The organism is Alloalcanivorax xenomutans (assembly GCF_900217905.1).
GTDB classification, from domain to species: Bacteria; Pseudomonadota; Gammaproteobacteria; order Pseudomonadales; family Alcanivoracaceae; genus Alloalcanivorax; species Alloalcanivorax xenomutans.
Genome location: NZ_OBMO01000012.1, coordinates 157,326 through 172,518 on the forward strand (window position 1 = coordinate 157,326; position 15,193 = coordinate 172,518).

The window sequence follows — 15,193 nt, forward strand, 5'->3', positions numbered from 1 at the left end:
CGGGAGAGAAAAATGAGCACCCGAAAATCCCGGGAACGTCAGGCGACGTTGATTGACGCGACCATCGAGGTACTCGTCGAAAGTGGGCTGACGGCCGCGACGACACGGGCGGTCACTCAGAGGGCCGGTGTCGGCACCGGGCTGCTCAATCACTACTTTCGCTGGCCCGAGTTGCGTGCCGCGGCCTGGCAAGCCCTGTTCGAGGAAGTGGCCAAGGATCAATTCGAACAGGAGCAGACACCACAAATCGTCATGGAACGTTACTTCCGAGAGGCCTTTGTCGAGGCCGCTCGTCCCTATTGGCGGCTGTGGATCGAAGCCACCGAACTGGCGGCGAGCGACAAGCCGATGAGAAACGCTTTGAAGTCCATCCAGGCGCGTATGCAGGACGGCTTGGCCAGGGTGCTCAGCGACGGCTGTGAGTCCGGCTCATGGCGACTGCCGGATCCCGAGGCAAGCGCGCTTCGACTGGGTGCTCTTTACGATGGCCTGGCCGGGCTGTTGATCTCTGGTATCAGCCCGGTAAGCCCCGATTCGGCGGAAAAGCACTTGCGCAAGGCGTTCGCTCTGGAATGTGGCGCGGAGCAGTGAAAGGGATTCGACCGTGGGGAGAACGAGAATGACCAGGATGGGAAAAGTGCTTTGGGCCGCGTATATGGGAATGTGCTCCGCCTCCGTCGCGGCGGCGGAACGGGACAGCGTGCGTTACTCGGTACTCTCCGACGACAAATACCTCGGTGAGATTGTTCATTTGGAAGAACGGTCCGGTACAGAGAACAGCAAGGATAAAGTGATCTCGGTCAGTGGCGACCTGTCCCTCTCCGGATGGTGGGGAAGCTGGTCACGCAAGTATCAGATACGAAGTCGCCTGCGGAATCACAAACCTGTCAGTCTGGATATGAAGCTCTTCAAAAACGGGAAGGGATTCTACATTCACGGGGAAGAATATGAAGGGCAGTTGTGGGTGACCGCGTCCGAAGTCAAGAGCGGCCGGCAAAGAGAGGATGAGCAGGTCGTCGACGTATCGTTCTCCATCTTGACCGAGTTCTTCCCTGAGCTGGGCTTCCTCTCCGTGTTCGGCGGCGAGGACTCGGATCAGGGCATCATGGTGCCGTTGACCAGCTTCGACGTGGTCGATGAAGCCTTGCCGGATTACATTCACGATCACGATTACCGGTTCAATGAGACCGCCGTAAGAGTTTTTGAACCCGAGAACATGGAGATTCTGACTTACACCCTGACCGCCCGCGGCGAAAAATACATCGACCTCGCCGGCACACGCTACCGATGCCAGGAAGTGGAAATCCATAATCGGGATAAAAGCAGCGTGTATTGGATCGCGCGGAAAAATGGTCAGGCGCTTCTGGTTCAGGAGACCGGCACCGACAAAGAGGGCCACTATCAAGTCACGCTGATGAAATAGCCGCCCGCCTGCCCGCCGTTGGGGCCGGCTCATCTCTCCTTAAAGGATGGAAGAGACCACGGACCGCGCCCCGGTTTCCAGCAACTGCCTCTGGTTTTCCCCATGCTCCCGCATCAGATAACGCAGCACATCGATGCCTTGCTACCGGCCCTTGTCGCGCTCTCGATGATCGAGAATGGCCCGAATGCGGCCCCGCTTGAGGCGGTAGTGAACGACGGCGATCAACGAGAGGCCGAATCAAGAGGAATTTGCTCCGATCACGAACGGTGATGAACGTAATGCCGTTCCCGGCTTTCCTGGCGTGCTTTCACGTCGATGGAATACTCCGCCGTCGGCCTGGCCAGCAGCCGCTCGATACCGATCGGTTCGCCGCTTTCCAGGCAGTAACCATAATCGCCGGTAGCCAGCCGCCGTAAGGCGCCATCCACTTTTTTCAGCAACCCGATGTTGCGCTCAATGGTCCTCAACAGATAGCGCCGATCTTCCTCCGCACTGGCCAGGTCGAAGTCGTCCGGTTGCCGCTCATCGGACTGCAACGCCAGGCGGTAAGTGGCCAGATCCACTTCAATCTTCTCTCTCATCGCCAGCAAACGCTGCCGGAAGAACATCTGTTGGCGCCGGTTCATGTAGTCCCGTTTGGGCATCCGCCGCAGCGCCGCTTCCGTCGGCGGCTGGTCCATGGAAGACGTGGCGGTGGCATCAGACATGAGGCACTCCTGTTCAGGAAGGATGGTGTTGGTTTCTCAATTGTTATGATATAACATAAATTAAATTGAGATCCGGAACCACCCTTGGAACCGGTCCACCGTGCTCTTTCCTCGGGGGAGGAACAGAGCCTTTTGCCGCCGTCATTCTTTTTTGGCGCCACCTGGCGCCCTTCTCGTGAGGCTCCGATGTTTCCACGTTCGCTGGTATCCCTTGTGCCGCTCTCCGCCATTGTCACCGCCAACCCGGCCTTCGGCGAGGAGTCCACGCCGCGCCATCAAACCGCCACATTGCCGGCCATCGTGGTCACCGCCACGGCCTCGGAACGGAACGAAGCGGATACCCCCGCCAGCGTATCGGTGATCGATGGCGATGATCTGCGCCAACGGCCCGTTCACGATCTCTCCGATGCGGTCCGGGGTGCCGTCGGTATCGACGTGGAGAGCGTCGGTCTGGGCAGGCGCGGCATCTCGATCCGGGGCATGAGTTCCGAACACACCCTGGTGCTGATCGACGGACAACGCATCAACAACTCCGCCTCCGCCATCGCCCACTCGGACTTCGAGTTGGGCTGGATGCCGGTGGAAGCGATTGAGCGGGTGGAAGTGGTCCGTGGCCCGATGTCGTCGCTATACGGCTCGGAAGCACTGGGCGGCGTGGTCAACATCATCTCCCGTTCCGCCACCGACCAATGGCAGGGCTCGTTCGGCAGCCAGGCCCTGATCAGCGATCACGGCCTGGACGGCAATCACTACAAAGGCGGCTTCTATGCCGGCGGGCCGCTGCTACCGGGCACATTGGGCGTTAACGTCTGGGGTGAATACCGCCGTCGCGACGCCCTGCTCGACGCCGCCGACCCCGAACTCACCGCCCTGGACGAACAACGCGCCACTAGTGGCCATGTGGGTTTGACCTGGACACCGGATCCCTATCAGCGTGTCGATCTCTCCGTGGACGCCGGCAACGAGACTCTGGAAGGCGTTCGCGGCAGCAGCCGAGCCAGCCCCTACCAATCCGACAATGACGTGCAGCGCCGCCGTTATTCTCTCTCCCACCGGGGCGATTGGGGCTGGGGCAACAGTCAGGTCCGCCTCTATCGCGGCACCCTGGATCGTGAGACTTACCGCAGTGACGGCGCGGATACCACCGGCCCCAACCGGTTCACCGACACCGTGCTGGACGGGCGCGTGGGCTGGATCGCCGGCGGCATGCACAAACTCACCGTCGGCAGCGAAGTCCGGCGTGAGGAACTGGAAGATCCCAATATCAACCGCAAGGGCAAGGACGACCTGACTCACTACGCCGCCTTTGCCCAGGACGAGATTGTTCTCGGTGAACAATGGGAGCTGGTGCTCGGCAGCCGCTTTGATCATCACCAGGACTTCGGCTGGGAAACCAGCCCGCGTGCCTATCTGATGTTCCATGCCAGCGACCAGCTGACTTTCAAGGCCGGCGCCGGCCACGGCTTCAAGGCACCGACCCTGAAACAACTGTCGCCGGAATTCGAATCCCGTGCCGCCATGGGCGGACGCGGTATCATTCGTGGCAACCCGGACCTGGAACCGGAAACCAATCGTTCTTTTGAACTGGGCGCCACGCTGAATCAGGAGCGCTGGTCCGCTGGCGCCACCCTGTTCCACAACGACGTGCGCAACCTGATCGAAACCGTGCGCCAGCCGACCTGCTTCGAGCCCGGTTATGTCTGTCTGGAATACGACAACATCGCCAAGGCGCGCCTGCGCGGACTGGAGTTGACCGCCGCGTTGGATCTGCTCGAACGCTGGCGGCTGGAAGCCAACTACACCTATCTGGACGCCCGCGACCGTACCAACGACGAACGCCTGGCCGACCGTTCCCGGCACCGCGCCAACACCACGCTCATCTGGCGGACCACCGACCGGATCAGCACCCGTGTCCGCGCCGAGTACGTCGGTTCCCAGTATCGTTCCGAAACCGAGCGCGACCGGCCGGATCACACCTTGTTGTACAGCTATGTGGACTACGCCTTCAGCCCCGGGATCAGCCTGCACGCCGGTGTCGAAAACCTCACCGACGAGCGCCTGGCCAATGATGACCCGGATCTCCACGACCATGCCGACGAAGGGCGGCGCTATTTTGTCGGCCTGACGGCCACATTCTGATGAGCGCACAGCCCCTGCACTATTTCCGGTTGCTCCTGACCTGCCTGCTGATCAGCCTGTCAGGAGCGGCCGCCGCGACCGCCGAGCCATTGATACAGGTCTTTCACAACGATTTCGTGTCGGCGGAAAAATTTCAGCAGCTGCGAACCTTCGCCAAACAGGAAGGCATGGCGCTGCGGCACCTGAACGTGGAGACCAGCACAGCGGCCACACTGCGGCAAGCGGTACGCTCCGCCGCGCTGATCGTCCTGGACGTACCGCGCCCGAATGATCGCGTGATGGTGACGCAAAAGCTGAACGTCATTCCGGAGTACGGCGAACGCCCCCGCTTGATCATCGGTGGTGGCCGGCCCGACTGGGAACAGTTACAGCCCCGCCACGGCAACGTCCTGAGCGCCTTGTACGCCGCCGGAGGCGAGCACAACTTCCGTCGTTTCTTTGCTCTGGCCAAAACGTCGCAAGGCGCCGCCCCCGCCCCATCGCATCTGCTCGAGGCCCCCGAAGCCTTGCCCGGCAACGGCTTCTACCACCCGCGCGCGCGCCGTGTTTTCGAGCACATTGACGACTATCTTGGCTGGCATGACACACAGCGGCAGAGCCGGCCCGAAGGCCGGGTGGCGTTCCTGATTCACCGGGGCGTGGTCTCCGACCTGCTCACCCGCGAAGTGGATACCCTGATCGCCCGCAGCGAAGCCGCCGGTCTGCTACCGATCGTATTCTGGTTCGACGCCGCCGGTTCGGAAGGGCTGAGCGACGCCCTCGGCAACGGGAAGGTGGATGTCCTGGTCAACCTCACTCACCTGCGTGACGGTAAGGCGCGCCGCCGGGATTTCCTCGCACTGGACATTCCGGTGATCCAGACATTGCGGTTCCGTGACGGGGAAGCCAGCGACTGGCCCGACGCCAAAAGCGGTGTGGCTCCACGTACTACCGCCGTGTTTCTGGCTACCCCCGAAGGCTGGGGCATCAGCGATCCCACCGTGCTTTCCGCCACCACCGGCGGCGTGGACGATCTGTTGCCCGAACAAGCCGACGCGCTGATCGCCAAACTGCGCAGTCTGGTGGCACTGCGCCATACACCGGCGGCGGACAAGAAACTGGCGCTGATGTACTGGAATTACCCGGCTGGCGAGAAGAACCTGGGCGCATCGAACCTCAACCTTCCACGCAGTATTGTGTCCATTCAGACTGCCCTGACCGAGGCGGGATACTCGGTGGGTGAACCAGTGACCGAGCAGCAGGTGATCGCCGCCGGCCAGCGCATGCTCGGCGCTCTGTACGGCACGGTATCGCTGGACGAGTTGCTGGCCGAGGACATGGCCGCGCTGTTCCCCGTGGACGAATACCAGCAGTGGCTGGCGCGGTTGCCGTCATCACGTCGAGCCGAACTGAAGCGCGGCGGTGAACCCGAACGCCATGACGCTGTGCGGGAGGTGAACGGCAAGCTCTATTTTGTCATTCCACGCTGGCGGCTCGGACGGCTGCTGGTGATGCCGCAAATGCCGCGCACCGGAGATCCATCGGCACATTACCATGACACCGACAGCATCCCCGATCCTCTCTATATGGCCGCCTATTTGTATTTGCAACGGCAATACCAGGCCAACGCGCTGATCCATCTGGGCACCCACGGCACCCAGGAATGGCTGCCCGGCAAGGACCGAGGTCTCGCCTCCAGCGATTACCCCTGGCTGGCGGTGGGCGATCTGCCGGTGTTTTATCCCTACATTCAGGACAACGTCGGCGAAGCCATCCAGGCCAAGCGCCGTGGCCGCGCCGTCACCATCAGCCATCAGACACCGCCGTTCGCGCCGGCCGGGCTGTACGACCAGCTACGTGACCTGCACCATCTGATTCATGAATATCAGCAACTGGATCCCGGCATGGTGCGTGAGCAAGTCAGTGCGCGTATCCGTGAAGCCACCATCGACGCGCACTTGCATGAAGATCTGGGCTGGACGGCGCAACAGACCGAGCAGGACTTCGCCACTTTCCTGCAACAGCTGCACGATCATCTGCACGAGCTGGCGCGCGCCGCCATGCCGCTGGGGCTGCATACCTTTGGCGAACCCGCCAAGGACGAACATCGCATCAGCACTGTCATGCAACAGCTCGGCGAGCCGTTCTACACCGCCCTGGGAACGGACCATGAAGAACTGTTCGCCGTCGACCAGGATGACTTGAGCACCACTCTCCCCTATCAAACGGTGCGTCGTTTCCTCGACCCCGAAGCCTCGCGGGATACACCCGATGACCTCGCGGACTTTGCCGGTCGAGCGCGGCAACTGAATCAGCACTTGATCAATACCCAAGAGAATGAAGCGCTGCTGGCCGGGCTGGAGGGCCGCTTCGTGCGGCCCGGCTCCGGTGGTGATCCGATCCGCAATCCGGACGTGGCCAGCGGCCGTAATCTGTACGCCTTCGAAGCCGACAAGATCCCGGCCCGGGCCGCCTACGACGCCGCCGGCACCGCCTATACACAACTGGTGCAGGCCTTCCGCGCCGAGCATGATGGCGCCTGGCCGCGCAAGCTGGCGTTCAGCCTGTGGGCTTCGGAAGCGATTCGTCATCTCGGCGTGACCGAAGCACAAATCCTGCACGCGCTGGGCCTGCGGCCGGTCTGGGACAGCGCCGGCCGGGTCACCGAGCTGGAGATCATTCCCGCCGCGGAACTGGGGCGCCCCAGGACCGACGTGGTGGTGCAGGTCACCGGCGTTTATCGCGATCAATTCGACAGCTTCATGCGGCTGCTCGACGACGCGCTGACACGGCTGGCCAAGCTGGACGAACCCGGCAATCCAATCGCCATCAACAACCGGCGCATCGCCGCCGCTTTGCGGCAACAGGGCCTGCCGGACGCCGAAGCGGAAGCCGCCGCGCGCCATCGGCTGTTCGGCAATGCCCCTGGCGAGTACGGCACCGGTGTGCCCGATCTGGCCCTGCGTTCCACCGAGTGGGAAGACGACGACGTCCTGGCACGGCAATTCCTCGCCAGCAGCCGCCACGCTTACGGTGGCCAAAGCTGGGGGGACAGTCCCGGGACGGCCAACCTGCTGGCCGAGCAACTGCGCGGCACCGAGGCGGCGATCATGTCACGCTCGTCGAACCTGCACGGCGTGCTGTCCACCGACCATCCCTTTGAATTTCTTGGCGGCTTGTCGTCGGCCATTCGTCATCTGGACGGCAAGGCGCCGCAGTTATTGATCTCCGACTTGCGCGGCGGCGCCGTCAACACCACCGGCCTGGAACGCTTCCTCGCCAACGAATTGCGCGTGCGTTACCTCAACCCGCAATGGATCGGCGCCATGCAGCAGGAAGGTTACGCCGGCACCCTGCAGGTCCTCAACGCCACCAACAATCTGTTCGGCTGGCAGGTGATGGATCCCAACACCGTGCGCGACGACCAGTGGCAGTCACTGTTCGATACCTACGTGACCGACAGCCGTGAACTGGGCACCAACGAGTGGTTCGAGCAGCACAATCCCACCGCCCAGGCGCAAATGCTGGAACGCATGGCCGAGGCCATCCGCAAGGGCTACTGGGACGCTTCCGAGCAAACCCGCCGTCAACTGGCGCAACGCTGGCAAACCCTGTCGGAACAGTTTGAAGCGGACAGCGGCGCCGAGGTGACCCGCCGCTTCATCGCCGACATGGCACGGGGCTTCGGGCTTGATGGCGGCGCCAAACCGGACACGGCCGCTGCCCCCAACCCGGCGCAGCCGTCGCCGTCCAACCAGTCCGATGCACCGCAGGCGGTTCAAGGGCGGGTCATGGAGGCGGTCGCCGCTGAGTCCCCGGACGACGCTCCCCGCCTGTTGTGGGCGCTAACACTGATGGGGCTTCTGATCGGCGCCGGCGCCCTGTGGCAGGCCCGTGGCCAACGTGCACCGCGGTTACTTTCCCGGAAAATCGAATCCTGAGAATCTCATGACCTTTTTTGCTGACATCGAAACCCTGCTTTACGCCGTCTCCCGTATTTTTCTGGCACCGGTTCTGGCCCTGATCGCCCTCGCCCTGGGCTATGCCCTGGTGATGCTCGGCGCCTTCCTGGTGGAAACGTGGCAACGCCGCCGTGGTGATCATACCGGGAAGCTGTTCGCGTTCGCCCGGCGGCATGACATGACGCCGCACAGCGATGATCTGGAATTATGGATCCTGCATCGGCTGGAGTGGCTGCGCATCGTCTCACGCACCGCCCCCATGCTCGGACTGATCGCCACCATGATTCCCATGGGACCGGCACTGCTGGCGCTTGGCAACAACGACGCGGAAAGCGTCGGCCGCAATATGGTCGCCGCGTTTTCCGCCGTGATCCTGGCTTTGATCGCAGCCAGTCTGTGTTTCTTCATGCTCACCGTGCGCCGCCGCTGGCTGCTGCAGGACCTGCGCGAACTGGAAAAACAGCGGCAACGGGAAGGTGAACTCTGATGCGTTTTATTGATGACGAAGACGCCGATGATCCGATGCTGTCGGTAATCAACCTGATCGACCTGTTTCTGGTGATCATCGGCATATTGATGGTGACCATCGCACAGAACCCGCTGAATCCGTTCTCGCGGGACAAGGTGGTGGTAGTGGAAAACCCGGGCGAGGCCGACATGCGCATCACCATCAAGGATGGGCAGGAACTGACGCGCTACGAATCCAACGGCGAAGTCGGCCAGGGCCAGGGATCACGGGCCGGTGTCACCTACCGCCTAGATGACGGGCGCATGATCTACGTACCGGAGGACTGAAGCGGGCTACTCCGTCCGGTACTGTTCCTTCAGCTCCGCCAGACGCTGGCCCGCGGTATCGCTGAACTCGTGGTCATCAAAAAGCGGCTCCCCTTCCGCGCCATCCAGTCCCACCACGGCAACGCTGAACTGCGCGTCTTCGGGGACATCCGGATCGCCCCAGGGACCAAAACGGCTCGGTGACAGGCTCCAGGTGGCTTTTTCTCCCGGCTCCAAACCACCGGGAATCTCGTAGCTGAAATCGTCCTCGAACCAGGGCACGCTGCGATCCGGGCTGATGAAACGCCCCTGGAAGTGCGCCCGGGACACCGGCTTATCGGTACCGTTCACCACCGACAGCTCAATGACCGGTTCCTTGCCGAACATCTTGCGGTCCTTCATGAAGAAATTGGCCGAGGCCACCTGAAATCGGGACAAGGCCGCCCGCTCCCGATCCGCTTTGGCTTTCTCCGCCTCCAGGGCTTTGATTTCTTCCTCCGCCTTGTCCCTGCGGGCCTGTTCCCGGGCCTGCCGAATGCGATCCGCCTGGGCGATCACCGCCTTGGCGGTCTTGCCATTCAGGGCGAGCCGCAAAATCTCTTGCACATCATCGGGATCGCCTTCCACGGAGGCAGCGAAATTCGTTTTATCGGAGACGATCACTTGCAGCGCTTGCTCGAAGCGGTCGGCCTGCTCCGGCGGCAAGCCATCACGGACCCGGGCGATGGACGTTTGCAACGTCTGTTCAGAGCCGCCATCAATGGTGGGCTCGGAGCAGGCGGTCAGTGCCACCGTGGCGACAGCCACCAGCAGAGCGCCACGGCATCTGGATATTCCTTTCATAGAACCTCCGTGATCAGTGCAGGCCGGACTATAGCACCCCCTTGTGAACACGAACCATACCGGGCGCACAAGTATCGCAGACCCGCTTGCCGATCTAAGCAAGCCGCCGTAGGAGCTAGCCCTGCAAGCGAATAGCCCAACGCTGGAAGGCCTGGCCGCCAGCAAGGCAAGCTCCCACAGCGGCTTCGTGGCTCCTTCTGATCGCGCTCTTACATTGTCATGTTCCCCTTTCCCCAGTCGATCAAATCGCTATACTGCGCGCCGCTCACTTCACGCCGTTCCCACACTGTAAAACAAGGCTTTTTTGTTAATGGCATTATTGAAACGCGGACTCCTTGCTCTCTTTGTTTGTCTTTTCACCGTGTCGGCGCTGGCCGCGCCACAACACTTCGCCGAAGCAAAAAAAGAACTGCGCGATCATGTCTACAACGATCGCAATCTGGTCGGTGACGCCTACTGCCAGTGCACCTGGGACTGGACCGGCCGCACCGGTGGCCGGGTACATCTGCGGGAATGCGGTTACCAGGTGCGCGCCCAGGCCAACCGGGCCGCGCGCATCGAATGGGAGCATATCGTTCCCGCCTCCAACTTCGGCCGTCAGCGCCAGTGCTGGCAAAATGGCGGGCGCCGCAACTGCGTATCGGAAGATCCCCTGTTCCGTGTGATGGAAGCGGACATGCACAACCTCACCCCGGTGGTGGGCGAGGTCAACGGCGATCGCAGCAACTACAACTTCGGACCGGTTCGGAACGTGGCCGCTCAATATGGCGCCTGTGATTTCAAGGTCGATTTCAAACACCGCACCGCGCAACCGCCACCGGCACTGCGCGGCCAGGTCGCCCGCGTCTATTTCTACATGGCCGACCGTTATGACCTGCGCCTGAGCAAACAGCAACAACGGCTCTTGATGGCCTGGGACCGCGGCCATCCGGTATCCGCCTGGGAGCGCCAGCGGGACCGGCGCATCGCCGCCATCATGGGGCACTCCAATCCGTTCGTTACCGGCGAGCGAAGCTGGACGCTGAACCATCGCAACAGCCGCGAGGGGCTGGTCTCCGTCGTGGCCGATGCCAGTCGGACACCAGCCAGCACCGAAAGCACCCGATCCGCGGGCCCCATTCATGGCAACCGCAACAGCAAGGTCTACCATCTGCCCCAGGGCTGCCCCAGCTATAACGCCATGAAACCCAGCAACCGGGTGAACTTCGACAGCGAAGCCGCCGCCCGCGCCGCCGGCTACCGCAAGGCCGGCAACTGCCGCTGACTAAGCGGCTTCGTAGCATGATCCGTAGGAGCCAGTCGGGGCGGCGCTCCGCTTGCCAGCTAACGCAAAACACTCCCCATCTATTTACAGCACCGCCTTACCGTCATACTCTAAATTGGATCCAGGATCCAATTTAGAGGTGCACAGTGCCCCGCAAACCCATTCCCACGCTCTCCGATGTCTTCACGCCCACCGAGACCCCGGCCCATCTGGCACGGGACGTGATCGAAAGCGCGCTGCGCGAAGCGATCATGGACGGCCGCATCCCGCCGGAAACCCCGCTGCGCCAGGAAGAGATCGCCGCCCTGTTCGGCGTCAGCCGCATGCCGGTGCGTGAAGCGCTGCGCCGGCTGGAGTCCCAGGGGCTGCTGCACATCCAGCCCTACAAAGGTGCCGTGGTAACCGCACTGATCAACCAGGACGCCATGGATGCCTACGGCGTGCGCCTGCTGTTGGAACCGGAAGCCTTGCGTCTATCGCTACCGCATCTGAGCGACACCGACCTGGCCGACGCCTCCGCTCGTCTGGCCTCCCTGCGAAGCGCCAGGGACAGCGCCACCCTCGCCCGCCTCAACCGGGAGTTCCATATGGCGCTCTACCGGCGGGCCGGCAACGCCCGTCTGCTGTATCTGATCGAGCAGGAACTGGAGCAGGAAGAGCGCTTCTTGCGCTTCCATCTTTCCGCCATGGGCACCGGCCACCAGGCCCGCGATGATCACGAAGCCCTGCTCGATGCCGCGCGAAGTGGCGATGAGAGCCGTGCCCTGGCACTGCTACGTCGCCATCTGAGCCAGGCCGAACAAGCCATCCGTCACTACCTGGCGGATCAGGACAACCCGGAGTCACCAGCGGGTGATGCCCCCCGAACAGCAGGAGAACCGAAATGATGTTGAAGGACCCGTCCAGCAAATACCGCCCCTTCCAGACCGTCCAACTGCCGGATCGCCAGTGGCCCGACCGGGTTCAGCGGCACCCGCCGGTCTGGTGCAGCGTGGACATGCGCGACGGCAACCAGGCGTTGATCGATCCCATGAGTCTGGAGCGCAAGCGGCGCTTCTTCGATCTGCTGGTACGCACCGGTTTCAAGGAAATCGAGGTGGGCTTCCCGGCGGCCTCGCAGATCGATTACGACTACGTGCGCGAGCTGATCGAGACCAACGCTATCCCCGACGACGTCACCATCCAGGTGATGACCCAGGCCCGGGAGGATCTCATCGAGCGCACATTCGAGGCGCTGCAAGGCGTGCCTCGCGCCATCGTCCACGTCTATAACGCCACCGCGCCAGTGTTTCGTGAAGTGGTGTTCAATGTGGACCGCCAGGGCTGCATCGACATCGCCACCCACGCCACCCGGCGGATCCGGGAACAGATGGCGCGCTATCCGGACACCGACTGGACCTTCCAGTACTCCCCGGAGACCTTCTGCTTCACCGAGCAGGATTTCGCTCTGGAAATCTGCGAGGCGGTCATGGACGTAATGGCACCCACGCCACGGCACAAAATGATCCTCAACCTGCCCACCACCGTGGAGGTCGCCACCGCCAACGTGTTCGCCGATCAGATCGAGTGGTTCTGCCGTCACCTCTCCCGGCGGGACAGCGTCATCATCAGCGTGCACCCGCACAACGACCGTGGCACCGGCGTTTCCAGCGCGGAACTGGCATTACTGGCCGGCGCCGAGCGGGTCGAGGGCACCTTGTTCGGCAACGGCGAACGCACCGGCAATCTGGACCTGCTCAACCTGGCCATGAACCTGTACGCCGCCGGCGTCAGCCCGGGCCTGGATTTCTCCGACATCCACCACACCCAGCGGGAAGTGGAATATTGCAACCAGTTGCCGGTGCATCCGCGTCACCCCTATTCCGGTGATCTGGTTTTCACCGCCTTCTCCGGCTCTCACCAGGACGCCATCAAAAAAGGCTTCGCCGCCCGCGCCAACAATCCGCAAGGATTTTGGGAAGTGCCCTATCTGCCGGTGGACCCGGCGGACCTGGGACGCAGCTATGAAGCGGTGATCCGCGTCAACAGCCAATCCGGCAAAGGCGGCGTGGCTTATCTGATGGAACAGCACGGCATCACTCTGCCTCGCCGTCTGCAAATGGAGTTCAGTACCGCGGTGCAACTGATCGCCGATCAAACCGGCCGCGAAATCACCGGCGACATGATTCTCGAGTGCTTCCGCAAGGAGTACCTGTTCGAAGCAGCCCCTCTGGCGCTGCGGGATCCGGTGGTGACCACCGCCGACGGCCAGGCCCGTCTGCGTGGCACCCTGCAAACGCCGGAAGGCGAATTCACCCTGCAAGGCAGCGGCAATGGACCATTATCAGCATTGGTGGATGCCTGCGCCCGGTTGGGGCTGGCCTGCGACATCGCCGACTACCACCAGCACTCCGCCGGGGACGGCGCCGACTCGGAAGCGTACGCCTACGTGGAAATCCGGGTGGGCACCCGGCAGCTGTTCGGCGTCGCCCGGGACCAGAATGTGCTCACCGCTTCCCTTCAAGCCCTGATCCGCGCCCTCAACCGCGCGATAGGCAAAGGATGGCTGGCCATGGAAAGCCGCCAAAATGTGACACGCATAACACTAACAGACTGATTTATAGGCATTTTACACACAGTTACCATCACTTATGAGAGAGTGGGGTCCTCGCTGGCGACCAAGGATTCGGTCACACCCGCCCCCAACGGGTGCCAATCAGTGAGACCCCTTCTTTCAGGTATTGAAAGCATGGCCGTTCTAATCCCCCCCCCCCCAAGAACGGCCATCTCTTTTTTCCCCTTCTCCTGCTTACGCTATGAAGCCCCTGTAGGTGCTTGATCCACTCGCAGCAAACCAGCTTCCCACGGATCGTGCTACGAAGCCGCTGCGGGAGCTGCCTTGGCGGCGAATACAGCGCGAATTCATCTCTCCAGAATCAATCGCCCCCGCCATCGCCCCACAATTCGTGCACATCCGTTTACTTTTTGGTTATAAACCTCTTCCTTACAAATACATCCTTGCATTTCCTTAAAAGAAAAACGGCCCAATAAGAATATTGATGGCCAACTTTCCTGTCCCCTTTTTTTGTACCTCCGGTGCAGATTGGTAGCACTGTCTTTTTCTCAATCAAAAATTGCTTTTGCAAACGTCCCAAGCACCTTCTCTTTCCCCTTTAAAAATCACTGTAAATTGTGCTCTTAGCTTTTAAATGGCGCAGAAGATAAAGGTCAAATCCTTGATTTTTAAAGGATTATTTTTTCCCTTCGAGTCCCTGTTTGAAACTTTAGTGCCAACTTGTTACGTGCCCCCATTCTTATGGGGTACTCTCCATTGAACCGGAGAAGCCGCCCGGGGATGGGCAAGCGCCGGCCTCTCGAAAAATAAAACATCACTACGATAAGAAGATAATCAGGAGGATTGTCAGCAATGACACTAAGCCCCGTATTGAACCGTGGCCTCGGTGCCGCGGCGCTGTTGCTTGCCCCGGCGATCGCTTGCGCGAACATGGGTAACCTGGGCACCACCTACGGCGTCATGCCCAGCGATGTCGCCACCGTCCAGGCCCTCTCCATGTTCAACACCCAGGTCTCCACCGCCTACTACAACCCGGCCTTCCTCGCCCGCGACACCCGTGGCGAAATGACCGCCGGACTCATGCACGCCGACCCCAACCTCAAGGCCGACAGCCAGAACCACGGCAAATACAAGGTCCAGGACGATCCCGCACAGCAAATCCTCCTCGGCCTGCGCACCGACCTCTCCGACATCGCCGAACTCGGCCAGCCCCTGGTCCTCGGCCTGCTGCTCGGCTCCGAAAAATACTCCCAGGAACTGATGGCCTTCACTTCCCAGACCGCCCCCTATGGCCAGTACTTCAGCCATGGCCGCGAGCCCCTGTTCCTCTCCCTGGGCATCGGCACCAACATCTGGCGCGGTCTCGCCATCGGTTTCGCCACCCGCGTCACCCTCCACTCCGACGCCAAGCTGGTCGCCCACACCGACCTCTCCGGCAACACCCAGTACGAGGCCCTCGACGTCACCGCCAAGCCGGTACTGCGGCCCATCCTCAGCATGAGCCTCGACTGGAAGGAGACCTTCTGCCCCGACGCCGACTGCTGGTAC

At 61.8% G+C, this 15,193-nt stretch carries 11 protein-coding genes and 1 pseudogene; 10 read left to right on the forward strand and 2 right to left on the reverse strand.

Features of this window, described 5'->3' with window-relative positions:
- The first annotated feature begins 12 nt into the window (after positions 1 to 12).
- Positions 13 to 591, forward strand: coding sequence for a TetR/AcrR family transcriptional regulator (locus tag CRO06_RS11530; RefSeq protein ID WP_097058481.1), 579 nt, complete (start codon positions 13 to 15; stop codon positions 589 to 591).
- A gap of 28 nt (positions 592 to 619) precedes the next feature.
- A complete protein-coding gene (locus CRO06_RS11535) occupies positions 620 to 1,423 on the forward strand; it encodes a hypothetical protein (RefSeq protein ID WP_097058482.1) in 804 nt (267 codons plus the stop codon).
- A gap of 257 nt (positions 1,424 to 1,680) precedes the next feature.
- Here CRO06_RS11535 and CRO06_RS11540 read toward each other — a convergent pair whose 3' ends face one another.
- Positions 1,681 to 2,130: a TraR/DksA family transcriptional regulator gene (locus CRO06_RS11540; protein ID WP_014994870.1), complete on the reverse strand. Its 450-nt coding sequence runs from the start codon at positions 2,128 to 2,130 to the stop codon at positions 1,681 to 1,683.
- Between the two features lie 186 nt (positions 2,131 to 2,316).
- Between CRO06_RS11540 and CRO06_RS11545 the strand changes: the two genes are divergently transcribed.
- Genes CRO06_RS11545 through CRO06_RS11560 form a run of 4 tightly spaced genes read left to right on the forward strand, consistent with a single transcriptional unit; the run spans position 2,317 to position 9,005 of the window.
- Positions 2,317 to 4,269, forward strand: coding sequence for a TonB-dependent receptor domain-containing protein (locus CRO06_RS11545; protein ID WP_244902817.1), 1,953 nt, complete (start codon positions 2,317 to 2,319; stop codon positions 4,267 to 4,269).
- Positions 4,269 to 8,189, forward strand: coding sequence for a cobaltochelatase subunit CobN (gene cobN, locus CRO06_RS11550; protein WP_097058483.1), 3,921 nt, complete (start codon positions 4,269 to 4,271; stop codon positions 8,187 to 8,189). Before CRO06_RS11545 ends, cobN begins: the two co-directional genes overlap by 1 nt.
- 7 nt (positions 8,190 to 8,196) lie before the next feature.
- Positions 8,197 to 8,697: a MotA/TolQ/ExbB proton channel family protein gene (locus tag CRO06_RS11555; RefSeq protein ID WP_022994303.1), complete on the forward strand. Its 501-nt coding sequence runs from the start codon at positions 8,197 to 8,199 to the stop codon at positions 8,695 to 8,697.
- Positions 8,697 to 9,005, forward strand: coding sequence for a DUF2149 domain-containing protein (locus tag CRO06_RS11560; RefSeq protein ID WP_022994304.1), 309 nt, complete (start codon positions 8,697 to 8,699; stop codon positions 9,003 to 9,005). Before CRO06_RS11555 ends, CRO06_RS11560 begins: the two co-directional genes overlap by 1 nt.
- A gap of 6 nt (positions 9,006 to 9,011) precedes the next feature.
- Here CRO06_RS11560 and CRO06_RS11565 read toward each other — a convergent pair whose 3' ends face one another.
- The gene (locus tag CRO06_RS11565) at positions 9,012 to 9,827 is read right to left on the reverse strand and encodes a DUF6694 family lipoprotein (RefSeq protein WP_097058484.1); all 816 of its coding nucleotides are present in this window, start codon (positions 9,825 to 9,827) and stop codon (positions 9,012 to 9,014) included.
- Positions 9,828 to 10,137: 310 nt separating this feature from the next.
- On the opposite strand from CRO06_RS11565, the gene CRO06_RS11570 reads away from it, so the two are divergent.
- The 4 genes and pseudogenes from CRO06_RS11570 to CRO06_RS11585 form a co-directional block, all read left to right on the forward strand.
- The gene (locus CRO06_RS11570; RefSeq protein ID WP_097058485.1) at positions 10,138 to 11,091 is read left to right on the forward strand and encodes an endonuclease; all 954 of its coding nucleotides are present in this window, start codon (positions 10,138 to 10,140) and stop codon (positions 11,089 to 11,091) included.
- A 146-nt stretch (positions 11,092 to 11,237) separates the two neighbouring features.
- Entirely contained in the window at positions 11,238 to 11,978 is a 741-nt protein-coding gene (locus CRO06_RS11575; RefSeq protein ID WP_097058486.1) for a GntR family transcriptional regulator, read from the forward strand.
- Positions 11,975 to 13,687, forward strand: a complete 1,713-nt coding sequence (leuA, locus tag CRO06_RS11580) for a 2-isopropylmalate synthase (protein WP_097058487.1) — start codon at positions 11,975 to 11,977, stop codon at positions 13,685 to 13,687. The genes CRO06_RS11575 and leuA overlap by 4 nt, the downstream gene beginning before the upstream one ends.
- An 810-nt stretch (positions 13,688 to 14,497) precedes the next feature.
- Positions 14,498 to 15,193: pseudogene (locus CRO06_RS11585) on the forward strand (aromatic hydrocarbon degradation protein); the annotation flags it as partial.